Below are 19,515 nucleotides of genomic sequence, written 5' to 3' on the forward strand. Positions count from 1 at the left end.
GCGCTGTGCTGTCGGTATGACGAACGTGGTCCCGGCCGTGACCCTGCTCGCGGGCGTGCTGTCCGCCCTGCTCGCGGGGTTCTACCTCGCGTTCAGCGTGGTGATCATGCCGTCGCTGGCCCGCCTGCCCGACCGGGTGCTCGTGTCGGTGATGCAGACGGTCAACCGCGTGATCGTCCGGCCGGCGTTCGTGGTGCTGTTCCTCGGCGCGCCCGGTGTCGCCGTCGTGGCGCTGGTGCTGGCCCTGGTGGCGGGCGCGCCGGTGATCGCGATCCTCGTGGGCGCCGTGCTGCAGATCGCGTCGATCGTGACGACGATGGCGGTGAACATCCCGCTCAACACCGCACTCGACCGCGCGGACCCGGACGATGCCGGTGACATCGTCCGGGCCCGCGAGGCCTTCGAGCGTCCGTGGGTGCGCGCACACCTCGTGCGCACGGCGTTCACCACCGTCGGTGCGGTGGCGCTCCTGCTCTGACCGATAGGGGCTCTGGCGGACCCGGGGCTCAGTGCCCCGCGACCGGCGTCGGCGTGCTCTCGTCGGTGCTCTCGTCGGTGCCGACGGTCTCGAGGTCGGCCTCGGTGCGCTCCGACTTCGGCCGCACCATGAACGAGACGCCGACCGCGATCAGGCCGATGACCCCGGCCGCCATGAACGCGAGCCGGAGGCCGGCCGCGTCCGGCGATCCGGTGGCCGCCGTCGACCCGATGGCCGCGATGGTGACGAAGCCGGCCGTGCCCGCCGCGCCCGCGACCTGCTGGAGCGTCGTGAGGATCGCGCTGCCGTGCGAGTAGAGGTTCTCGGGCAGCACCGAGAGCCCCTCGGTGAGCAGCGGCGTCATCATCAGGCCGAGCGACGCCATGAGAACCAGGTGACCCCCGATGACCATCCACAGGGACGCCGAGGCACCCAGCGCGGCGAAGAGCCACATCGAGACCGCGAGCCCGATGGCGCCCGGGATGACGAGCGGCCGGGCCCCGACGCGGTCGAAGAGCCGGCCGACCGGACGGCCCATGAAGCCGAGCAGCAGACCACCGGGCAGGACGGCGAGGCCCGTGACGGCCGCGCTCGCCCCGAGCACGTTCTGGAGGTAGATCGGCAGCAGGATCGCGCCCGCGCCCAGCAGCGTCATGAACAGCAGGGCCGACAGGATGATCGCGACGACGAAGGGCTTGTGGCCGAACGGCCGCAGGTCGAGCAGCGCCGACTCCGTCCGCTGCAGCCTCATCTGACGCAGGACGAAGACGACCAGTGCGATGGCGCCGATGACCAGGGCCGCCCACGGCGGGAGCGCGGCGTCGCCGCCGTGCCCGAGCGTGGAGAACCCGTAGACGATGCCGCCGAAGCCCACCGCCGACAGGCCCACCGAGAGCAGGTCGAGCGGCGTCGACCGGGTCTCGCTGGACAGCCTGAAGATCACGAAGCCGACGACGAGCGCGGCCACCGAGAGGGGCAGGACGCTCCAGAACATCCAGCGCCAGTCGAGCGAGGTGAGGATCAGCCCGCCGATGGTCGGCCCGATCGCGGGGGCGACGGCGATGACGATCGAGATCGTGCCCATGGTCGCGCCGCGGCGGTCGGCCGGGATCAGCTTCATGACCGAGGTCATGAGCAGCGGGATCATCACCGCCGTGCCGGTGGCCTGCACGATGCGGCCGGCGAGCAGGAGCGGGAAGCCGGGCGACAGCGCACAGATCAACGTGCCGAGGCTGAACAGGGTCATCGCGGCCAGGAAGACCTGGCGCGGCGTGAACCGCTGCAGGATGTAGCCGGTGGTCGGGATGACCACGCCCATCGTGAGCAGGAACCCGCTGGTCAACCACTGCACCGTCGTGGCCGAGACGCCGAGGTCACCTGTGAGGTGCGGCAGCGCCACGCTGAGGATGGTCTCGTTGAGGATCATCACGAACGCCGAGACGACGAGCGTCATGATGATCACCATCGGCCGCGCGGACCCACTGGTGGTGGTGGGTCCGGCGGTGTCGGACCCACCTGGGGTCTGACCGGTCATCGTTCCCCCTCAGGGCGACGGCCGTGGCGGTCACGGCCGGTCTGGAAGAGCATCACACGGACCCCCGACAGGCGAGCGGTTTACGGACAGGGGGTGGCCGGGCGTGCGCCGACGCCGCACCCGGCGAACGAGCACGTCAACGCCTGGTCGGGCGTCCGTGTTCCGGGTCCGGGGGAGTTTGCGCCGAGCGCGAACGCCTCACTGCTGGTGGCGGTGGGAGACGAACGCCACGGCCGCGATGACGATCGGGACGAGGAGGAAGACCCACGGGAACCGCCCGCCGCTCGCCGCGAAGAGGAGGGCGGCGGCGACCGGTGTCAGCATCGAGATCATGCCTGCGTGCCGGGCGACGGCGGCACCGGTCGGCGCCACCAGCTCCGGCAGGTCCGGGGCCGCGGGCGGGCCCGTCGGGGCGGGGGCGGCGCGGCGGGGGCGCCGGACGGGTAGGCCGGGTGCGGCTCGGGCAGGTCCCGGAACAGGGCGTCGAGCTGGGAGCGCGACCCGGCCCGCGAGGCCGCGGCGCAGCGGCTGGCGTGCTCCTCGCGAGCGAGGCGCCCGGCGCGCCGGTGCGCGTCCAGGGCCTCCATGGCGAGCTCGCGCTCGTGCGCCCCGACATCGGCCATGGGTCAAGTATGCGCCGGACGCGGCACCGTGCCGTGTCGCCGGACCATCACGAGAGGGTCATCGGGAAAGACGTGCCGAGCACCGTCCTCACCGGGCACGGCGGCGACGGGTGTGGCGGGGGACGGCGCGCACGGCGTCGACCCACGAATGCCAGAGCTGCACGGGGGCATGCCCCAGGAGATCCCTGCGGAGGTCGGCCTGCGTGGCCGGCTCGCCGTCGGCCCTCGTCACCCGGTGGTTCTCCATGTCCACGGCCTCCGCCCACATCGCGCGGCGGTAGTCGTCGGCGGCGCCGCGCGGGAGGAGAGCAGCTACCGCGTCGATGACCCCGGACGTCCGGTCGTGGAGATCGTCGCCATAGAGCATCGCGCCGAGCGCACATGCCACGACGACCATCCCGGCCAGCACGGTGAATACCAGGATCGGAACGGGGCCGGCGAGCACTCCGACGTCGAGGGCCGGCGAGGAGAGGCCCAGGGCGTGCAGCACCAGGTCGCCGGCGCTTACGAGTGCAGAGACCACGACCGTCGCGGCCCGGCCTCGTCGGGCCGCAGCGCCGCGCCCGACCGGAGAGCGATGCCTGCCGCGTTCCCCGTGACCCATCGAAAATGACTACCCGACGGTAGGAACGTGCGGCAACAGCCCTGAGGGACTTGCTCGGTCAAGCGGTGCGTGGGGCCCTGACAGATCTACGGGCCGCCCGCTGTCTCGCGTCCGAGGCCGCGAGTGCCTCGCGCGATGCCACGAGACCATCCGGGGTGAAGCGGTAGAAGCGGCGGCGCGCCCGCTTGGCGGCGTGCGTGTCGATGTCTTCCCACCGGTCGTCGAGCCAGCCGAGGGACACGAGCCGTTGGAGGACCGGGTAGGTGCTCGAGGGGAGGAGCCCGTCCCCGAGCTCGGCGATTTGTAGCCCGTAGATCCATTCCTGCGGACGCTCGTCGTGGAGTCGGACGAGGATTCGGAGGATCTCCTTCGCCGTCGTGGTCATCCGGGGCAGCTTTCCCACGCCCTCTGATGACGTCATCCCCGCGCCTCCCTCGCGTCCCTCGTCCGAGCTCGCCCGCCGGTCGTTGACGAGTTTCCTGCGTCATGCCTACAGTCCGACCTATGGCTTATAAGCGCAAGGTCACTGTTCGGGACACAACTTCGAGGGACCATACGCCCGGTGGCTCGTCGCGCCAGGGGCTGACGCACGCCGCGCCGCACCACCGGCTGGGGCTGCTGACGATGGCGGCGGTCGGTGCCGTCGCCGCCACGCTCGCGCAGTTCGCCGAGGACTGGATCGCCGGCCGGGCCGCGGTCTCCGACGTCGCCGTGCACGTGATGGTCACAGTGGTGCTCCTCGTCGTGGTGCTCGAGGTGGCGCTCCTTCGCCGAGCGGTCGTCGACGTCGGCGCGGCGCCGCACCCGTCGATCCGCTACTACCCTGCGGGTACGCCCCGCGAGCTCGACACGCTCTACCGGGCGGCGGCCGGGGTCGTCCGTGGTGCGGCCGTGGGGGCCGAGGTCGTGGCGGTCAACTCCTGGCTCGAGGTCTACGCCTCGCCCGATCGCTGCCCGTCGGCGGCCGCCTCGTGCCGTCGCTACCTGCAGGCGTTCGAGGACCGGTTCGGCGAGGTGTCGTATCGGCGCCTCGTGCAGGTGGACCGGGAACCGGCCGGGACCCTTGGCGTCAGCCTGCGGGACTGGATGGACGCGTCCTACCTCGAGCACTACGTCGCGATGACCTGCCGCCGCCAGGGCGGCGAGGATCCGCTCGTCCAGCTCACGGAGGTCGGACACGCGATCCCGATCTCGTTCGTCGTCGTCTCGGAGGGCCGGGGCGGTCGGATCATCTGGCAGCTTCACCGCAACTCCCCGCAGCCCCACCAGCCCGACGCGGTCGAGATGCTGGGCGTCCTCATCATCGACGACCCGGCCGGTCAGCTCGTCCCGACCTTCATGAGCTGGTTCCGTGCGATCGACCGGGGCGACCGCCGTGATCTCACCCCCGCCGACCTGGGCTGCCCGCCGGTCTCGCCGAACGGTGCGCGGTGATGACGGCCCGGCAGATCGAGGATGACGGTCCGGCCGACGCCCGCACCCTCGTCGCGGCGATGTTCGCGGTGATCGACGGCCGGCGCTGGGACGAGCTCCCGTCATTCTTCGCGGAGGGCATCGTCTACGACCGACCCGGCTACGCCACCTTTACCGGGCTGGGCGAGCTGTCGACGTTCTACCGCGAGCAGCGCAACGTCCGCAGCGGACGGCACCACCTCGTGACCCTGCTCGCCGACGGCGCCGAAGCCCTCTGCTGGGGGTGGTTCACCGGGGTCGATCTCGGGGGACGACCCCTGCACGAGGCGTTCGCCGACCACTACGCGTTCGACGACCAGGGCCTGGCCGTCGCGCGGCGGACCTTCTTCTACCGGCCCGCGCTGTGAGGACGGGGTCGTCAGCCGGCGTCGGGGATCTCGCAGATCACGGCACCCTGGTTGACGCTGGCGCCGGCCTCGAGGGTGAGGCCGGTGACGACGCCGTCCTTGTGGGCGGTGACCGGGTTCTCCATCTTCATGGCCTCGACGACCACGACGAGGTCGCCCGCCGCGACCGTGTCTCCCTCGGAGACCGCGACCTTGACCACGGTGCCCTGCATCGGCGCGGTGATCGCGTCGCCGGAGACCTTGGCGCCGCCGCCGGAGCGCTTGCGCGACTTCTTCTTCGGCGCCGCGCCACGGCCGCCGCCCCCGCCGCCGATCGCGAGGTCGCCGGGGAGCGAGACCTCGAGCCGCTTGCCCCCGACCTCGACGACCACCGTCTGCCGCGGCGCGCTCTCGTCGTCGTCCTCGGCCGGCTCGGCGGCCTGGAACGGCTCGATCTGGTTGTCGAACTCGGTCTCGATCCAGCGGGTGTGCACAACGAACGACTCGGCGCCCTCCGGGGCCGTGAACGCCGGGTCCTCCAGGACCACGCGGTGGAACGGGATGACCGTCGGCAGGCCCTCAACGACGAGCTCGGCGAGGGCCCGGCGCGAGCGGGCGATGGCCTGCTCGCGGTCCTCGCCGGTGACGATGAGCTTGCCGACCATCGAGTCGAACTGCCCGCCGATCACGGTGCCGGTCTCGACGCCCGAGTCGACCCGGACGCCGGGGCCGTCGGGGGCGACGAAGCGGGTGACGGTGCCAGGAGCGGGCAGGAAGCCGCGCCCCGCGTCCTCGCCGTTGATCCGGAACTCGATGGAGTGCCCGCGCGGCGTCGGGTCCTCGGAGAACCGCAGCTCCTGGCCCGCCGCGATCCGGAACTGCTCGAGCACCAGGTCGATCCCGCTGGTCTCCTCGGAGACGGGGTGCTCGACCTGCAGGCGGGTGTTGACCTCGAGGAACGAGATCGTGCCGTCCTCGCCCACGAGGAACTCGACGGTGCCCGCGCCCGAGTAGCCGGCCTCGACGCAGATGTCGCGGGCCGAGGTGTGGATGCGCTTGCGCTGCTCGTCGGACAGGAACGGCGCCGGCGCCTCCTCGACGAGCTTCTGGTGACGACGCTGCAGCGAGCAGTCGCGGGTGCCGACGACGATGCAGTGCCCGTGCTGGTCGGCGAGGACCTGCGCCTCGACGTGGCGCGGGCGGTCGAGGTAACGCTCGACGAACGACTCGCCGCGCCCGAAGGCCGACACCGCCTCGCGCACCGCGGCGTCGAACATCTCGGCGATCTCGTCGCGCTCGCGCGCCACGCGCATGCCGCGCCCGCCGCCGCCGAACGCGGCCTTGATGGCCACCGGCAGCCCGTGCTCGTCGGCGAACGCGATCACCTCGTCGGCGTCGGCCACCGGGTCCTTCGTGCCCGGCACGAGCGGTGCGCCCGAGCGCTCGGCGATCTTGCGGGCGGTGACCTTGTCGCCCAGGTCGCGGATGGCCTGCGGCGACGGCCCGACCCAGATCAGCCCGGCGTCGATCACGGCCTGGGCGAAGTCGGCGTTCTCGGAGAGGAAGCCGTAGCCGGGGTGCACCGCGTTCGCGCCCGAGTCGCGGGCGGCCTTCAGCAGCTTCTCGACGTCCAGGTAGGAGTCCGCCGCGGTCTCGCCGCCGAGCGCGAACGCCTGGTCGGCCATGCGCACGTGCGGAGCGTCACGGTCCGGGTCGGCGTAGACGGCCACGCTGGCCAGCCCCGCGTCGGCGCACGCACGCACCACCCGCACCGCGATCTCGCCACGGTTGGCGACGAGGACGGTGTGCAGCGGGTCGAACCCCGAGGGGGCGGACGCGGCCATCGAGAGACCTCCTGGGGATCGTCGCTGAGCCGGGGATCGGTCGGGGCAGTGTAGGGGCGGCCGGACGGGCGCTCGCCGGGGTCACTCTCTCGTACTCCACTCGCCTCCGTGGCGCCCCCGGGCGTGGTCATGACCACATGCGTGACCGCGGGGTGACCGTCTGTTCCCGACGCCCGGGTGCGGATCACAGCGGTCACGCGGATACCGTCGGCGATCGATGAGGCCTTGGTGGTGGCGGTCCGTGGCCGCGTGCGTGTCCGTGCTGGTCCTCGCGGGCCTCGTCGCGGTGATCGCGGGCGCCGTCGCTGCCGACCGCTCGACCGCCTCGCGCCTCGCCGCGGAGGACGGGGCGGGGACGTCGGAGAGCGATGCGCCTCCCGCTGCGTCCCCGGCCGCGGCGACCGGTGCCGAGGAGCCTGCCGGGGCCTCTCCTGCCGAGCCGTCGGAGCCCCCTGCCGAACCGACCGCGGGTCCGGGACCCGGACGCGTCTCCGACACGGGCACCGCCACGAGCCTGGCCGTCCTTCGCGGCTGGCGGGTGGCGCCGACCCAGGACGTCGTCGAGGTGCCGCCCGGGCGCTTCGAGGGCGCCACGATCCTGCGGCGCGGCGCGGGCACCGTTGTGCTCGTCGGCCTCGCCGACCCCGAGCGGGTACCGCCGCGCGCCGACCCGGCACGGCCGGACCCCGCCCAGGAGCAGGCCCTCGCCGCGGAAGCGCGCCGGCTGGCCGACGCCTACGCCGACCTGCTCGCGCCGGGTGCCGAGACCGGCGCCCTCACCGACAACGACACGACGATCGCGGACCTGCCCACCCGCACCTCGGTGCGCCGCGTCGAGGGCGGCGCGCTCGACGGCGCGCTCGTGCGCGTCAGCGCCCTCGCCGCGCCGGGCCGCACCGTGACGGTGCTGGCGGTCGCGCGGCCCGCGCCGGACATCGACGCCGAGGGCGACGCCGCCGACGAGGTGGTGCGCTCCCTGCGCCTGGACGAGCCGGCGCCCGCGCCGTGACGATCCGGTCGGGCCCTAACCGGTCCGGGCCCAGAGGGCGTCGACGCCGATGCCGATCTCGGCGAGCAGGCGCCGGGTCAGCGGCAGGCTCAGGCCGACCACGTTCGACGGGTCGCCCTCGACGCCCTCGACGAACCAGCCGCCGCGCCCGTCGAGCGTGAACGCGCCCGCCACGGCCAGCGGCTCGCCGGTGGCGAGGTAGGCCTCGAGCTCGCCGGTGGTCGGCACCCCGAAGGCGACGGCCGTGCGGGCGTGGCCGATGACCTCGCGCCCGAGCTCGCCGCCGCCGACCGCGACCAGCGCGTGCCCGGTGAACAGCTCGGCGCTGCGGCCGGCCATCTGGTCCCAGCGCCCGCGGGCGGCGTCGACGTCGCGCGGCTTGCCGACGAGCTCGCCCTCGAGGAACAGCATCGAGTCGGCGCCGATGACGACGCACTCCCGCTCGGTCGCGGCGACCCGCGCAGCCACGCTGCGGGCCTTCGCGAGCGCCAGCGCGGTGACGGTGTCGACCGGCTCGGCGTCCGCGCCCAGCTCGGCGAGGAGCGCGTCCTCGTCGACGTCGGACACCTCGACCAGGGGTTCCACACCCGCCGCCCGCAGGATCGCCAGACGGGCCGGGGACGCGGAAGCCAGGACCAGACGCACGTCGCGGAACCCTACGTCGCGCCCGTGGTGCCGGCTGCGGTGCGGTCTCGGGTGCCGTCCGCCGACGCCGGGAGTCGGCCCACCCCGGCGAGGATCGAGAGGTGCGTCGGGCGCTCGAAGCCCCGCCAGCGGCAGACGTCCACGACGCCCGGCTCGAGGATCTCGAAGCCGTCGAACAGCGCCGTGATCTCCTCGCGCGTCCGCAGGTGGCCGCCGCGCGGGGTGCGGGCGTAGGCCGCGTGGACCTCGCTGAGCTCGGCGTCCGTCAGGCCCTCCGAGCTGCCGGCGGACAGGACGAGGTGCGAGCCCGGCACCATCCGGGAGCGGAAGTGCCCGAGGATGCGCTGCGGCTCGCCGTCGGGGGAGAAGTGCAGGACCGCCACGAACAGGACCCCGACCGGCTGCTCGAAGTCGATCAGGCGGGCGACCTCGGGGTGCCCGGTGATCGTCTCGGGGGCGTGCATGTCGGCCTCGACCACCGCGACCGCGCGGTCCTCGGCGAGCAGCGCCCGGGCGTGGGCGAGCACGACGGGGTCGTCGTCGACGTAGACGACCCGGGCGCCGGGGTGCGTGCGCCGGGCGACCTCGTGCACCGTCGGGGCGGTCGGGATGCCGGTGCCGACGTCCACGAACTGCGTGATCCCGGCCGCGGCGAGGTGCTCGATCGCGCGCACCAGGAACGCCCGGTTGTTGCGGGCGAGCTGCCGCTGGTCGGGATGGCTGGCGATCACCGCCTCGGCGGCCTCGCGGTCGGCGGCGAAGTTGTCCCGGCCGCCGAGGTAGTAGTCGTACATCCGCGCGGGGGAGGGCACGTCGCTGTCGAACCCGCTGTCGAACCCGCCGTCGAACCCGCTGCCGGGTCCGCCCTCGGATCCCTCGGTCACCGCTGCCCCCCGTGCACGGCGCCACGGTAACCGGGCCCGTGCACGGGCGGCCCGCATCGACGCCCCGCCTGATCAGGTTGGCGGGTCGGCTCAGAACGGCGGCTCGTCGGGCAGGCGACCGGGCGGTGGTCGGCCGGTGTGGGCGTCGTCCGGGTAGGGGTCGTCGGTCCAGATCGGCTCGTCTGACGCCAGCCCCTCCGGAGCGGTGCTCGAGCGGTACCGGCCCGGCGCGGGGTCGGGGACGTCGGGGATGACGGGGCGGGGCGGACGCTCGTAGGAGTGGCCGGTGGGGCTGGTCCAGACGAACGTGCCCGCCTCGGGCTGGGCGAGGTGCCAGCCGGCCTCGTGCTTGACGCGGTGGTCGTGCCGGCACGCCGCGCCGAGGTTCGCGCCCACCGTCGACCCGTCGTGGACGACGGCGACCGTGTGGTCGATGTCCGAGGTGAGCGCCGACGCCCGGCAGGGCGGGAACACGCACGTGCGGTCCCGCATCTGGATCCACCGCGCCAGCGCGGCGGGAGGGACGCGTCGTCGGGCGTCGTCGGGGGTCCGGGGCTCGGGTGGCCGCCACGCCCGGAGTTGCTCCTGGAGATCGGTCAGCATCGGGACCCAGGCCGGATGATCGCGGAGCCGCAGCGCGGCGAGCTCGGACTCGCGGACGTGCAGCTCGACGACCGGGCGCGGCACGGCCGGCGGGACGTCGGTGGGCGTCGTCGCGTACCCCGGGGGCCGGCGCCGGGTGAGGAGCGCGGCGATCAGCCGGCCCTCCTCGTCGGTGACCGCCACCCGCCACTCCGCCGCGCACAGCTGGCGGGCGAAGTTCCGCGCGAACGGCGCGTGGACCACCCCGTAGCCGGGCAGGAACCCGGGCTTCTCGTCGGCGCCGAGCATGGTCAGCAGGCCGACCCGGAGCTCGATGCGCGACCGTCGGGTGCCGCCACCTCGGAGGCGAGAGGGGGCCTCGCGCTCGTCGTCGGTGCTGTCTGTCGCGGTGCTGTCTGTCGCGGTGCTGTCTGTCGCGGTGCTGTCTGTCGCGGTGCTGTCTGTCGCGGTGCTGTCTGTCGCGGTCCCTTCCGGCTCGGCGTCGTCCGACGCGGCATCCCCGGGCTCGGCCTCGGCGTGGTCGTCGGCGGGCTCCCCGGCCGGCGGGGGCCCGCCGACGTGCACCGGGGCCCGGCGACCGCGGGGATCGCCGGGGCAGGCGTTCGCCGCCACATGGGCCACGAGGGCGTCGTCGTCCCATCCCTCGGGCCGGGGACCCAGCAGCGCGAGGTAGATGTCGGCGCGGATCGTGTCGATCAGCCCCGGGTGCCCCAGGGCCTTGGCGCGCAGGGCGAGCGCCTCGACGTGCGCGGTGGAGAGCGCCCCGGCGTCGAGCGGCAGGTCGAGCCCCGAGAGGTTGACCGTGCCCGACTCGGTGCGTCGCGCCCGCACCCGGCGCTGGCGGCGGGAGTTCTCGTAGAGCCGCTCCGCCCACAGGGGGTCGAGCGCGGTGGCCAGCTGCTGAAGGCGCTCGATCAAGCCCGCGAGCGTCAACGCAGGCGCCTCGGGCAGCACCCGGCGCACCACGCGCGCGGCGTGCTCCGCCGAGAGCGAGGACGTCCAGGTGACGCAGAGGCGCACCCGGTCGGTGTCGATCAGCCCCGCGTCCCAGGCGGCCCAGAGCTCGGGGATCGCCTCGATCGCGGTCTCTGCCTGGCCCAGGAGCTTCGACACCCGAGTGCGCGACTCGACGAGCGCGACCCGCAGCTCGTCGCCGCCGAACTCGCCGTAGCCGTCGCGGCGGCCCCCCGGCAGATCGGGATCGGCGAGCGCCGCCTCGCGGGCGGCGCGGGCGTACCGGGCCTCGTGGTGCGAGAGCTGCCGGCGCCACGCGAGCGCGAGCGTCACGCTGTCGTGCGGCGACACGGCCCGCGGATCGACCTGCTCCAACAACGCGCCCAGCGTCGCGCCGGGTGGGGTCGTGGCGATCCCCTCCGGCAGCGATGCGAACACCTGTTCGAACATGGCTTGAGGCTAGCGCGCACCCCCGACAACCACGGGCCGTTCGGGAACGCCCGTCAGCTCCGGAACCCCGGGTCCGCCTCGTGCACGCCCGGCGCCCGTCCCTTGGGCTCCTCCCAGTCCTCCTGCCGGCCCAGCGCCGTGAGGTCGAGCAGGTGGTAGGCGTGCATCATCGCCTCGACCCCGCGGCCGTAGGTGGCGTAGGTGTGGAACACGTCGTCGCCGTCGCGCAGGAACGCGCTGATGCCGGGCTGCTCGCCCACGTAGTCGAGCATCCAGTCGAAGCCGGACGCAGCCAGCTCGTCGGCGTCGCGGAAGTTGTAGCTCACGGGCGTGACGGAGGCATCGAGGGTCACGTGGAAGTCGTGGTTGAAGCTGCTGCCCTCCGACGAAAACCAGGGGAACGTCCAGCCCCGGGTGGAGGCCACGGCCTCCAACCGCGGGAACGGCGCCCGCGACACGGCGGCGAAGGCGGTGTCGCGCCGGGCGAGGTGCTCCCGCACGCCCTCGCCGGTGTCGGCGGCCATGGCGCTGCAGCTGTGGCAGGGCACGTCCCACGCCGGGTCGAACATGAAGTGCTGCAGCACGAGCTGCCGGTGACCGCCGAACAGGTCGAGCAGCCCGACCTCGCCGTCCGGGCCCGTGAAGCGGTAGTCCTCCTCGACGCGGACCATCGGCAGTCGTCGCCGGTCAGCGTTGAGCACGTCCCGTGCCCGTGCCATCTCCTTCTCCCGCTCCAGCAGCGACCGGCGCGCGGCCAGCCACTCGTCGCGTGAGACCACGTCCGGTAACGCCATCGTCCTCACCTCGTCCATCGACTTGCGTGAAGCAAGCACGGTAGGACGGGTGGCTTGCGTCACGCAAGCGTTGATGGTCGACTCAGACGGGCAGCGGTGCACCGTCCCCCGGCGGGCGGTCGCCGTGGCGGTGCACGATGCGCCACGCGCCGTCCTCCCGTCGGTACACGTGGGTGACCCGGAGGGTGTATGAGACGGGCTCGCCGTCGACGACGAACGTCTTGTGCTCGAACGCCACGGTGTAGGCCAGGTCTCCGCACGCCCCGGACGCGACGAGCTCGAGCTCGTAGTCGCGGAGGTGTTTCCCCGCGAAACGACGGGCCAGCCAGTGGAAGATCTCGTCCACCTCGTCCCAGCCGCGCCGAAGGTTCCCGGTGGCACCGAAGAGGGTGACCGGGTCACTCCGCGACCACGTGCCGGCCCGCGCGTCGCCGTCACCGCGGCACAGCGCCTGCTCGGCGTCCCGCTGCCGCGGCAGCATCTCGCCCAGGAAAGTCTCGACCTCGCCCGTCCGCGCCATCGCACACTTCCGATACAGTTCATACTTATCGAATACAAGGAGAGTGCATCCGATGCCCGACGGCGTCAAGAGGCGCTACGACTCGACCCGTCGCCGGGAGCAGGCGCAGGAGAACCGCCGTCGCGTCCTCGACGCCGCCCACGAGCTGTTCGTGGACCAGGGCTACGGCGCCACGACGATCGTCGAGATCGCCTCGGCGGCCGGGGTCGCGGCGGAGACCGTCTACGCGGCGTTCCGCACCAAGCTCACGGTGCTGCGCCGGGCGTGGGACGTCGCCGTGGGCGGCGACGAGGATGACGTCCGCCTCCTGGACCGGCCGGAGCTGCGCGCCGTCTTCGCCGAGCCCGACCTCGCTGCGCGGCTGACGCGGTTCGCCACGGTCAACACGGCGATCATGCGGCGGACCGCCCGGCTGCGCCTCGCCATCCAGAGCGCGGCCGGCGGCGATCCCGCCGCCGCCGACTTCCTCGGCGAGCTCGACCGGGAGCGCCTCGCGGTCATGGACGAGCACGCCGGGGCGGCGGAGGCCACCGGGCAGCTGGCGGTGCCCGAGGACACCTGTCGCGACGTCCTCTTCGCCACCACCGACGGGTCGCTGTGGCTCACCCTCGTCGGCCGGCGTGGCTGGTCCGACGAGGCCTACGCCGCCTGGCTCGCGCGGGTGTGGACGGCGACGCTGGTGGCGCCGTGACGTGCCCGTCGCTCAGAGCTGCAGGACCGCCTGCACGTCCAGATGGATCTGGATCGTCGAGCCGACGACGGGCACGCCGCGGGCGACCATCTGCTGCCAGTTCAGCGTGAAGTGCTCGCGGTGCAGCGAGGTGCTGGCCGTGGCGCCGATCCGCGTGCCGTTCCAGGTCTGGGTGCCAAGGTAGGTCGTCTCGAGGCGCACGTCGTTGGTGCGCCCGCGGATGGTCAGGTCGCCGTCGATCGTCCAGGAGTTGCCCGCCCGCACGACGAAGCGGGTGCTGGAGAACTGCAGCTGCGGGTGCTCGTCGACGGCGAGGAAGTCCTGCGAGCGCAGGTGGGCGTCACGCTGAGGGTTGTGGGTCTCGATGCTCGCCGCGTCGATGACGACGTCGATGCTCGAGTCCTCGATGTCCTCGGCGATCTGGATCGACCCGCGGAACCGCGTGAACTGCCCGTAGACGCGGGAGAGTGCGATGTGGCGCGCCACGAACCCGAGCCGGCTGTGGGCGTCGTCGATCACCCACTCGCCGGGCGACGGGCGCGTGCTGCCCTGGTCGGCGTTGAGGATCAGGGCGCCGAGCGCGGCGTGCTCACCGCGGCCCACGACGATGTCGCGGGTCAGGGCGCTGTAGCCGCCCAGGCTCGCTCGCAGCGTGTACGAGCCGCTGGGGACGGCGGCGGTGTAGAAGCCGAACGGGTCGGTGGGCGACTCGGTGACCACCCGCCGCAGGCCCTCGCTCTCGACGATCGCCACCGTCACGCCCGGGAGGGGACGACCCTCGAGGTTGCGCAGCTGGAGGCTGACGAGCCCGCCGGTGGGCGGGATCGGCATGAGGGCGTGGTCGGAGTCGCGGTACGACTCGCCCCCGATCGGTGTGCGACGTCGTCGGCGCAGCAGGGCCATCAGGTCACCGGCCCCCTCTCACCGGGGCCGGGCCGAGGCTCGCCAGCCGCCGGGGCCGGGGTGGACGGGGCCGCGGACGAGGTCGACGTGCCGCGCCCAGCCCGACGTCGGCGTCGGGTCCGGGGCCTCGTCGCCGCCGCCGCCGCCCGCCGCGGCCAGCACGGCCGTCAGCGCCGCCAGCTCCGCCGCGTCGGGCTCGCCGCGCACGATCCGCAGGACCGGACGCCGGGGAGCCTCCTCCTCGCTCACAGGGGCACGTTCCCGTGCTTGCGCGGCGGCAGCGTCTCGCGCTTGGTCTCGAGCATCCGCAGCGAGCGGGCGACGTACCCGCGGGTGTGCGACGGGGGCACGACGGCGTCGACGTACCCGCGCTCGGCCGCGACGTACGGGTTGGCCAGCCTGTCCTCGTACTCCTGCTGGAGCTCGGCGCGGCGGGCCTCGACGTCGCCACCGGAGTCGGCCACCTTCGCCAGCTCCTTGCGGTACAGGATGCTGACCGCGCCGGACGCCCCGGTGACCGCGATCTGCGCGGTGGGCCAGGCGATGTTGACGTCGGCGCCGAGGTGCTTGGAGCCCATGACGTCGTAGGCGCCGCCGTAGGCCTTGCGGCAGATGACCGTCACCAGCGGGACCGTCGCCTCGGCGTACGCGTAGATCAGCTTCGCGCCGCGCCGGATGATGCCGTTGTACTCCTGGTCGGTGCCGGGCAGGAATCCCGGGACGTCGACGAAGGTCAGCACCGGGATGTTGAACGTGTCGCACGTGCGCACGAACCGCGCGGCCTTCTCGCTGGCCCCGATGTCGAGGCAACCGGCGAGCTGCGTCGGCTGATTGGCGACGATGCCGACCGGGCGGCCCTCGATGCGCCCGTAGCCGGTGACCATGTTGGCGGCGTAGAGCGCCTGGACCTCGAGGAAGTCGCCGTCGTCGACGACGCGGGTGATGGCCTCGCGGATGTCGTAGGGCTGGTTCGGCGAGTCGGGCACGAGGGTGTCGAGCTCGAGGTCGGTCTCGGTGATGCCGTCCGGGACCGAGCCCGTCTCCTCCTCGCCGGTGATGCGCGGCGGGTCGGTGAGGTTGTTCGACGGCAGGTAGCTCAGCAGCTCCTGCACGTAGGAGATCGCGTCGTCCTCGTCGGAGGCCAGGTAGTGGGCGTTGCCCGAGGTGGCGTTGTGCGTGCGGGCGCCGCCGAGCTCCTCGAACCCCACGTCCTCGCCGGTGACGGTCTTGATCACGTCCGGGCCGGTGATGAACATGAAGGACGTCTCGTCGACCATGATCGTGAAGTCGGTGAGCGCCGGGGAGTACACCGCGCCGCCGGCCGCCGGGCCCATGACCAGCGAGATCTGGGGGATGACGCCCGAGGCGTGCACGTTGCGCCGGAAGATCTCGCCGTAGAGCCCGAGGGCGACGACGCCCTCCTGGATGCGCGCGCCGCCGCCGTCGTTGATGCCGACGACGGGGCAGCCGATCTTCATGGCCACGTCCATGACCTTGACGATCTTCTCGCCGTAGACCTCGCCGAGCGCGCCGCCGAAGACCGTGGCGTCCTGGGAGAACACGCAGACCGGACGGCCGTCGATCGTGCCCTGGCCGGTGACGACGCCGTCGCCGTAGGGGCGGTTCTGCTCGAGGCCGAAGTTGGTGGACCGGTGCCGGGCCATCGCGTCGAACTCGAGGAACGAGCCCTCGTCGAGCAGCAGGTCGAGGCGCTCGCGGGCCGTCTTGCGGCCCTTCGCGTGCTGACGCTCGACGGCGCGCTCGCTGCCGGCGTGGATGACGTCGTCCTGCCGCCGGTGCCAGTCGGCGAGCTTGCCCGCCGAGGTGTGGACGTCCGGCTCGCCCGAGGCGTCGTCCGGCTCCGGCAGCGGCTCCGTCGCGGCGGTCATGGCCCGGCACTGTAGCGACCGGCACCGACACGGCCGGGCTTCGTGCCGATGAGGTGATCAGCGGCACTACGGTGCCCCGCGTGGCACCCGGACCGCTGGACCAGGACGCGCTGCGTCACGCCGTGGGCCCGCCCACCGGGCCCTGGGCGTCGCTCGACGTCGTCGCGCGCACCGGCTCGACCAACGCCGACCTGCTCGCGCGCACCTCCGGCCCGGACGCGGCGCCCGACCGCACCGTGCTGGTCGCCGAGCACCAGGACGCGGGTCGCGGCCGGCGCGACCGCGTGTGGGAGGACCGCGCGGGCGAGGGCCTGACCTTCTCGATCCTGCTGCGCCCGCGCGAGGTGGCCGTCGAGCGGTGGGGCTGGGCGCCGCTGCTCGCCGGGCTCGCGCTCGTCGAGGCGATCGACCAGGTCACCGGCGGAGAGGTGCCCGCGGCCCTGAAGTGGCCCAACGACCTGCTCCTCGGTGGCAGCGACGACCGGCAGCCGGCGAAGGGCGCCGGCATCCTCGCCGAGGTCGGCGGGGGACGGGACGACGACCGGACGCTGGTCGTGGGGATCGGGCTCAACGTCGGCACCGCGGCCTCGGACCTGCCCGCGGGGGCGACGTCGTTGGCCGCGGAGGGCTTCGGGCACCTCGACCGGGAGGCCGTGCTCGTCGTGGTCCTGCGCGCGCTGGCCGACCTCGACGCCCGCTGGCGCGACGCCCACGGTGACGTCGTCGCGGCCGGCATCGTCGAGGACTACCGGGCGCGGTGCGCGACGCTCGGCCGCGAGGTCGCCGTGACGCTGCCCGGCGGGCGTGTCCTCGAGGGCCGGGCCGTCGACGTCGACCGCGACGGGCGCCTGGCCGTGCGCGAGCCCGGGGGCGACACGACCGTGGTGTCGGCGGGCGACGTGGTCCACGTGCGGCCCGCGGCTCGCTAGCCTCTCCGCATCCCCGGCGACGGCCGGGCGGGTCGAGGGGTGCGCGTGGCCTACCCCGACGCGGTGCTGCGGCGCGGCGAGCACGTGCTCGCCCACCGTCGGCCGCACTGGCGCATGCTGCTCGTGCCCGCGGTGGTGCCGCCCGTCGCGGTGTTCCTCGCCGCGTTCCTCGCCGGGCTCGCGGCGTCGATCCCCACCGGGTCCACCCGCACCGCCGTGCGCCTCGCGCTCGTGCTGCTCGCCGTGATCGCCATCGTCTGGCTCGCGGTGCTCCCGCTCGTGCGCTGGCGGTGCACGCACCTCGTGGTCACCGACCGGCGGCTGCTCGTGCGGGAGGGCGTGCTCGCCCGGGAGAGCGTCGTCGTGCCCGGCGCGACGATCACCGACGTGCGCACCCGCCGGACCTCGGTCCTGGGCGCGGGCACGCTGATCGTGTCGACGGCGGGGACCCGGGAGCCCTGGGAGTTCGTCGGTCTCGGCGACGTCGAGCGTCTGGCCTCGCTCGTCGAGGGCGTCGCCGACGAGCGGGGCGGCCTGGCCCTGGCCGAGGCGGACGACGACTGGGGGGCCTGGCCGTCGGACGCGGAGGACGCCGACGGTCCGGAGGCCCTCGAGGGCGGGAGCGACGGCGACTTGGTCGACGACGATGATCTCGAGGACGAGGACGACGAGGAGCCGTCCGGGGAGGCCGCGCCGGTCAGGCGGGGCCGGTGGCGCCGTCGCGCCGCCCGAACATCCCGGTGAAGCGGGACCGGAAGACGACCGCCTCGGGATCGGCCCTGGTCAGGGTGCCTGCGAGGGTGATGAGCCCGAGCTGCGGGCGGCTCGCCGACACGCGGGCGGCGACGATCTCCATCGTGGCGTCCAGCCGGTCGCCCGGGAACACCGGCGCCGGCCACGCGATCTCGTCGCCCCCCGGGGAGCCCAACGACGCCGACCGCGACAGCAGGGCGTCCACGTAGCACCGCATCCACAGCGAGGCGGTGAACCAGCCCGACGCGCACAGCCCGCCGAACAACGAGGCCTTCGCGGCGTCCTCGTCGACGTGGAAGGGCTGCGGGTCGAAGCGGCGGTTGAACGCGAGCATCTCGTCGCGGTCGACGACCACCGAGCCCAGCGCGATGCGCCGACCGGCGGGCAGGTCCTCGAAGTACACCTCGGGGTCGGGCACGGGGGGATGGTGCCATCGGACGTCCGTGACGACCCGACGGAACCGTTCGGGCCCCGGCTGCGTCGGAACCCGTGTGCGAGCCGGTGAGCTGGCGGGCTGGCTGGCCGCGGCCGGGGTGGCCGACGCGGCGGTCAGCGTGGGCGCGGAGGCCGATCGGGCGTGGTGCGTGCGCGCCGTGGCCGACGGGGACGGGACGTGGGAGGTGTTCTGGTGCGAGCGGGGTGGACGCTTCGAGTGGACGCGGTTCGACGACGAGTCGGCCGCCTGTTTCTCGCTGTTCGGGCGGCTGGTGTGGGCGCGGCTCGCGGCGGGCGGGCGAGGGTGGGCCTAGCGGTCCGGCGTCAGGATCGCGAGGGCCGCGTCGTGCAGGTGCCCGTTGGTCACCAGGGCGTCGCCGCCGTCGCAGCGGACGACGCCGGAGAGGTCGGTGAGGCGCCCGCCGGCCTCCTCGACGATCACCTGGGCGGCGGCGAGGTCCCAGGTGTTGGCCGCGGGGTCCACGGCGACGTCGATCAGACCCTCGGCGACCAGGCAGTGGTGCCAGAAGTCGCCGAAACCGCGGCTCTCCCAGCACGCCTGCGTCAGGGCGAGCCAGCGGTCCTGGAGCCCGATGGTGCGCCAGTAATCGAGGTCGGTGGTGGACGCGTAGGCGTCGGCGAGGTCGCCGACGCCGGACACCCCGATGCGCTCGTCCTCCACCCCGCGCGCGGGGTCGCTGGTGTGGGCGCCGCTGCCGGCGGCGGCCCACCACCGCCGACCGAGGGCCGGCGCCGACACCACGCCCACGGTGGGACGGCCGTCCTCGACGAGTCCGATCAGCGTCGCCCACACCGGCACGCCGCGGGAGAAGTTCTTGGTGCCGTCGATCGGGTCGAGCACCCACACGCGCCCGGCCCCGAGCTCGCCGCCTCGCTCCTCGCCCAGCACGGTGTCGTCGGGCCGGTGGTCGGCGATCACCGAGCGCAGGCGGTCCTCGCACGCGGTGTCGGCGTCGGTGACGGGGGTGCGGTCGGGCTTGCGCTCGACGCGCAGGTCGGCCGCCCGGAAGCGCGGCAGCGTCACCGCGTCGGCGGTGTCGGCGAGGGCCAGGGCGAGGGCGAGGTCGTCGGAATGTCCGGCTCGTCCGCCTCGTCCGTCCGTGGGGCTCATGGCGGGCGATCGTGCCAGCAGACGCCGACCACCGGTCTACTG

At 73.7% G+C, this 19,515-nt stretch carries 24 protein-coding genes; 8 read left to right on the forward strand and 16 right to left on the reverse strand.

Annotated elements, in window-relative coordinates:
* The first annotated feature begins 16 nt into the window (after positions 1-16).
* Positions 17-478: a DUF1772 domain-containing protein gene (locus ACQPYN_RS08450; RefSeq protein WP_433035791.1), complete on the forward strand. Its 462-nt coding sequence runs from the start codon at positions 17-19 to the stop codon at positions 476-478.
* Positions 479-506: 28 nt separating this feature from the next.
* Here ACQPYN_RS08450 and ACQPYN_RS08455 read toward each other — a convergent pair whose 3' ends face one another.
* The 5 genes from ACQPYN_RS08455 to ACQPYN_RS08475 form a co-directional block, all read right to left on the reverse strand.
* Positions 507-1,931 (reverse strand): MDR family MFS transporter, encoded by a 1,425-nt coding sequence (locus ACQPYN_RS08455; RefSeq protein ID WP_433035794.1) that lies wholly within the window; start codon positions 1,929-1,931, stop codon positions 507-509.
* A gap of 279 nt (positions 1,932-2,210) precedes the next feature.
* Positions 2,211-2,336, reverse strand: a complete 126-nt coding sequence (locus ACQPYN_RS08460) for a hypothetical protein (protein ID WP_433035797.1) — start codon at positions 2,334-2,336, stop codon at positions 2,211-2,213.
* Positions 2,337-2,341: 5 nt separating this feature from the next.
* Entirely contained in the window at positions 2,342-2,635 is a 294-nt protein-coding gene (locus ACQPYN_RS08465; RefSeq protein WP_433035800.1) for a DUF1707 domain-containing protein, read from the reverse strand.
* Positions 2,636-2,723: 88 nt separating this feature from the next.
* Positions 2,724-3,158 (reverse strand): hypothetical protein, encoded by a 435-nt coding sequence (locus ACQPYN_RS08470; protein WP_433035803.1) that lies wholly within the window; start codon positions 3,156-3,158, stop codon positions 2,724-2,726.
* Positions 3,159-3,297: 139 nt separating this feature from the next.
* Complete coding sequence (locus ACQPYN_RS08475) at positions 3,298-3,624, reverse strand: PadR family transcriptional regulator (RefSeq protein WP_433035806.1); 327 nt, start codon at positions 3,622-3,624, stop codon at positions 3,298-3,300.
* A gap of 119 nt (positions 3,625-3,743) precedes the next feature.
* Here ACQPYN_RS08475 and ACQPYN_RS08480 point away from each other — a divergent pair, with 119 nt between their 5' ends.
* Both ACQPYN_RS08480 and ACQPYN_RS08485 read left to right on the forward strand, forming a co-directional pair.
* Positions 3,744-4,673, forward strand: coding sequence for a hypothetical protein (locus tag ACQPYN_RS08480; RefSeq protein ID WP_433035809.1), 930 nt, complete (start codon positions 3,744-3,746; stop codon positions 4,671-4,673).
* Positions 4,673-5,059: a nuclear transport factor 2 family protein gene (locus tag ACQPYN_RS08485; RefSeq protein WP_433035812.1), complete on the forward strand. Its 387-nt coding sequence runs from the start codon at positions 4,673-4,675 to the stop codon at positions 5,057-5,059. Before ACQPYN_RS08480 ends, ACQPYN_RS08485 begins: the two co-directional genes overlap by 1 nt.
* A gap of 11 nt (positions 5,060-5,070) precedes the next feature.
* Here ACQPYN_RS08485 and ACQPYN_RS08490 read toward each other — a convergent pair whose 3' ends face one another.
* Positions 5,071-6,882, reverse strand: a complete 1,812-nt coding sequence (locus ACQPYN_RS08490) for an acetyl/propionyl/methylcrotonyl-CoA carboxylase subunit alpha (protein ID WP_433035815.1) — start codon at positions 6,880-6,882, stop codon at positions 5,071-5,073.
* Between the two features lie 241 nt (positions 6,883-7,123).
* Here ACQPYN_RS08490 and ACQPYN_RS08495 point away from each other — a divergent pair, with 241 nt between their 5' ends.
* Positions 7,124-7,891, forward strand: a complete 768-nt coding sequence (locus ACQPYN_RS08495; RefSeq protein ID WP_433035818.1) for a hypothetical protein — start codon at positions 7,124-7,126, stop codon at positions 7,889-7,891.
* Between the two features lie 15 nt (positions 7,892-7,906).
* On the opposite strand, the gene ACQPYN_RS08500 is transcribed toward ACQPYN_RS08495, so the two are convergent.
* The 5 genes from ACQPYN_RS08500 to ACQPYN_RS08520 form a co-directional block, all read right to left on the reverse strand.
* Positions 7,907-8,536 carry a Maf family protein gene (locus ACQPYN_RS08500; protein WP_433035821.1) on the reverse strand — a complete coding sequence of 210 codons (630 nt, stop codon included), beginning with the start codon at positions 8,534-8,536 and terminating at the stop codon, positions 7,907-7,909.
* Between the two features lie 11 nt (positions 8,537-8,547).
* Positions 8,548-9,420 carry an SAM-dependent methyltransferase gene (locus tag ACQPYN_RS08505; protein WP_433035824.1) on the reverse strand — a complete coding sequence of 291 codons (873 nt, stop codon included), beginning with the start codon at positions 9,418-9,420 and terminating at the stop codon, positions 8,548-8,550.
* Between the two features lie 90 nt (positions 9,421-9,510).
* Positions 9,511-11,427, reverse strand: a complete 1,917-nt coding sequence (locus ACQPYN_RS08510; protein ID WP_433035827.1) for a hypothetical protein — start codon at positions 11,425-11,427, stop codon at positions 9,511-9,513.
* A gap of 53 nt (positions 11,428-11,480) precedes the next feature.
* Positions 11,481-12,221, reverse strand: a complete 741-nt coding sequence (locus ACQPYN_RS08515) for a DUF899 domain-containing protein (protein ID WP_433035830.1) — start codon at positions 12,219-12,221, stop codon at positions 11,481-11,483.
* A gap of 82 nt (positions 12,222-12,303) precedes the next feature.
* Entirely contained in the window at positions 12,304-12,741 is a 438-nt protein-coding gene (locus ACQPYN_RS08520; protein WP_433035833.1) for a YybH family protein, read from the reverse strand.
* A gap of 52 nt (positions 12,742-12,793) precedes the next feature.
* Here ACQPYN_RS08520 and ACQPYN_RS08525 point away from each other — a divergent pair, with 52 nt between their 5' ends.
* A complete protein-coding gene (locus ACQPYN_RS08525) occupies positions 12,794-13,432 on the forward strand; it encodes a TetR family transcriptional regulator (RefSeq protein WP_433035836.1) in 639 nt (212 codons plus the stop codon).
* A gap of 12 nt (positions 13,433-13,444) precedes the next feature.
* Here ACQPYN_RS08525 and ACQPYN_RS08530 read toward each other — a convergent pair whose 3' ends face one another.
* From ACQPYN_RS08530 to ACQPYN_RS08540, 3 genes are read right to left on the reverse strand one after another with little or no spacing between them, the layout of a single operon-like run.
* Positions 13,445-14,335 carry a YceI family protein gene (locus tag ACQPYN_RS08530; protein ID WP_433035839.1) on the reverse strand — a complete coding sequence of 297 codons (891 nt, stop codon included), beginning with the start codon at positions 14,333-14,335 and terminating at the stop codon, positions 13,445-13,447.
* Between the two features lie 18 nt (positions 14,336-14,353).
* A complete protein-coding gene (locus tag ACQPYN_RS08535; protein WP_433035842.1) occupies positions 14,354-14,584 on the reverse strand; it encodes an acyl-CoA carboxylase subunit epsilon in 231 nt (76 codons plus the stop codon).
* On the reverse strand, positions 14,581-16,224 hold the full coding sequence (locus ACQPYN_RS08540; RefSeq protein WP_433035845.1) for an acyl-CoA carboxylase subunit beta: 1,644 nt from the start codon (positions 16,222-16,224) through the stop codon (positions 14,581-14,583). The genes ACQPYN_RS08535 and ACQPYN_RS08540 overlap by 4 nt, the downstream gene beginning before the upstream one ends.
* 80 nt (positions 16,225-16,304) lie before the next feature.
* Here ACQPYN_RS08540 and ACQPYN_RS08545 point away from each other — a divergent pair, with 80 nt between their 5' ends.
* Positions 16,305-17,153: a biotin--[acetyl-CoA-carboxylase] ligase gene (locus tag ACQPYN_RS08545; RefSeq protein WP_433035848.1), complete on the forward strand. Its 849-nt coding sequence runs from the start codon at positions 16,305-16,307 to the stop codon at positions 17,151-17,153.
* A 45-nt stretch (positions 17,154-17,198) separates the two neighbouring features.
* On the forward strand, positions 17,199-17,897 hold the full coding sequence (locus ACQPYN_RS08550) for a PH domain-containing protein (RefSeq protein WP_433035851.1): 699 nt from the start codon (positions 17,199-17,201) through the stop codon (positions 17,895-17,897).
* Here the strand turns inward: ACQPYN_RS08550 and ACQPYN_RS08555 are convergent.
* Entirely contained in the window at positions 17,851-18,324 is a 474-nt protein-coding gene (locus ACQPYN_RS08555) for a MaoC family dehydratase (RefSeq protein ID WP_433035854.1), read from the reverse strand. The genes ACQPYN_RS08550 and ACQPYN_RS08555 overlap by 47 nt on opposite strands.
* Positions 18,325-18,397: 73 nt before the next feature.
* Here ACQPYN_RS08555 and ACQPYN_RS08560 point away from each other — a divergent pair, with 73 nt between their 5' ends.
* A complete protein-coding gene (locus ACQPYN_RS08560; RefSeq protein WP_433035857.1) occupies positions 18,398-18,655 on the forward strand; it encodes a hypothetical protein in 258 nt (85 codons plus the stop codon).
* On the opposite strand, the gene hisN is transcribed toward ACQPYN_RS08560, so the two are convergent.
* Complete coding sequence (gene hisN, locus ACQPYN_RS08565) at positions 18,652-19,473, reverse strand: histidinol-phosphatase (RefSeq protein ID WP_433035860.1); 822 nt, start codon at positions 19,471-19,473, stop codon at positions 18,652-18,654. The two genes, ACQPYN_RS08560 and hisN, sit on opposite strands and share 4 nt — an antisense overlap.
* Positions 19,474-19,515 lie beyond the last annotated feature (42 nt).

The organism is Actinomycetospora sp. CA-053990 (assembly GCF_050948445.1).
Taxonomy (GTDB): Bacteria; Actinomycetota; Actinomycetes; order Mycobacteriales; family Pseudonocardiaceae; genus Actinomycetospora; species Actinomycetospora callitridis.

What these genes read in the sequence shown, in the direction of transcription:
- ACQPYN_RS08450 (WP_433035791.1), top strand. Translation starts at nt 17, where the DNA reads ATGACGAACGTGGTCCCGGCCGTGACCCTGCTCGCGGGCGTGCTGTCC.
- ACQPYN_RS08455 (WP_433035794.1), bottom strand. Translation starts at nt 1,931, where the DNA reads ATGACGCTCGTCGTCTCGGCGTTCGTGATGATCCTCAACGAGACCATC.
- ACQPYN_RS08460 (WP_433035797.1), bottom strand. Translation starts at nt 2,336, where the DNA reads ATGCTGACACCGGTCGCCGCCGCCCTCCTCTTCGCGGCGAGCGGCGGG.
- ACQPYN_RS08465 (WP_433035800.1), bottom strand. Translation starts at nt 2,635, where the DNA reads ATGGCCGATGTCGGGGCGCACGAGCGCGAGCTCGCCATGGAGGCCCTG.
- ACQPYN_RS08475 (WP_433035806.1), bottom strand. Translation starts at nt 3,624, where the DNA reads ATGACCACGACGGCGAAGGAGATCCTCCGAATCCTCGTCCGACTCCAC.
- ACQPYN_RS08480 (WP_433035809.1), top strand. Translation starts at nt 3,744, where the DNA reads ATGGCTTATAAGCGCAAGGTCACTGTTCGGGACACAACTTCGAGGGAC.
- ACQPYN_RS08485 (WP_433035812.1), top strand. Translation starts at nt 4,673, where the DNA reads ATGACGGCCCGGCAGATCGAGGATGACGGTCCGGCCGACGCCCGCACC.
- ACQPYN_RS08490 (WP_433035815.1), bottom strand. Translation starts at nt 6,882, where the DNA reads ATGGCCGCGTCCGCCCCCTCGGGGTTCGACCCGCTGCACACCGTCCTC.
- ACQPYN_RS08510 (WP_433035827.1), bottom strand. Translation starts at nt 11,427, where the DNA reads ATGTTCGAACAGGTGTTCGCATCGCTGCCGGAGGGGATCGCCACGACC.
- ACQPYN_RS08515 (WP_433035830.1), bottom strand. Translation starts at nt 12,221, where the DNA reads ATGGCGTTACCGGACGTGGTCTCACGCGACGAGTGGCTGGCCGCGCGC.
- ACQPYN_RS08520 (WP_433035833.1), bottom strand. Translation starts at nt 12,741, where the DNA reads ATGGCGCGGACGGGCGAGGTCGAGACTTTCCTGGGCGAGATGCTGCCG.
- ACQPYN_RS08525 (WP_433035836.1), top strand. Translation starts at nt 12,794, where the DNA reads ATGCCCGACGGCGTCAAGAGGCGCTACGACTCGACCCGTCGCCGGGAG.
- ACQPYN_RS08530 (WP_433035839.1), bottom strand. Translation starts at nt 14,335, where the DNA reads ATGGCCCTGCTGCGCCGACGACGTCGCACACCGATCGGGGGCGAGTCG.
- ACQPYN_RS08540 (WP_433035845.1), bottom strand. Translation starts at nt 16,224, where the DNA reads ATGACCGCCGCGACGGAGCCGCTGCCGGAGCCGGACGACGCCTCGGGC.
- hisN (WP_433035860.1), bottom strand. Translation starts at nt 19,473, where the DNA reads ATGAGCCCCACGGACGGACGAGGCGGACGAGCCGGACATTCCGACGAC.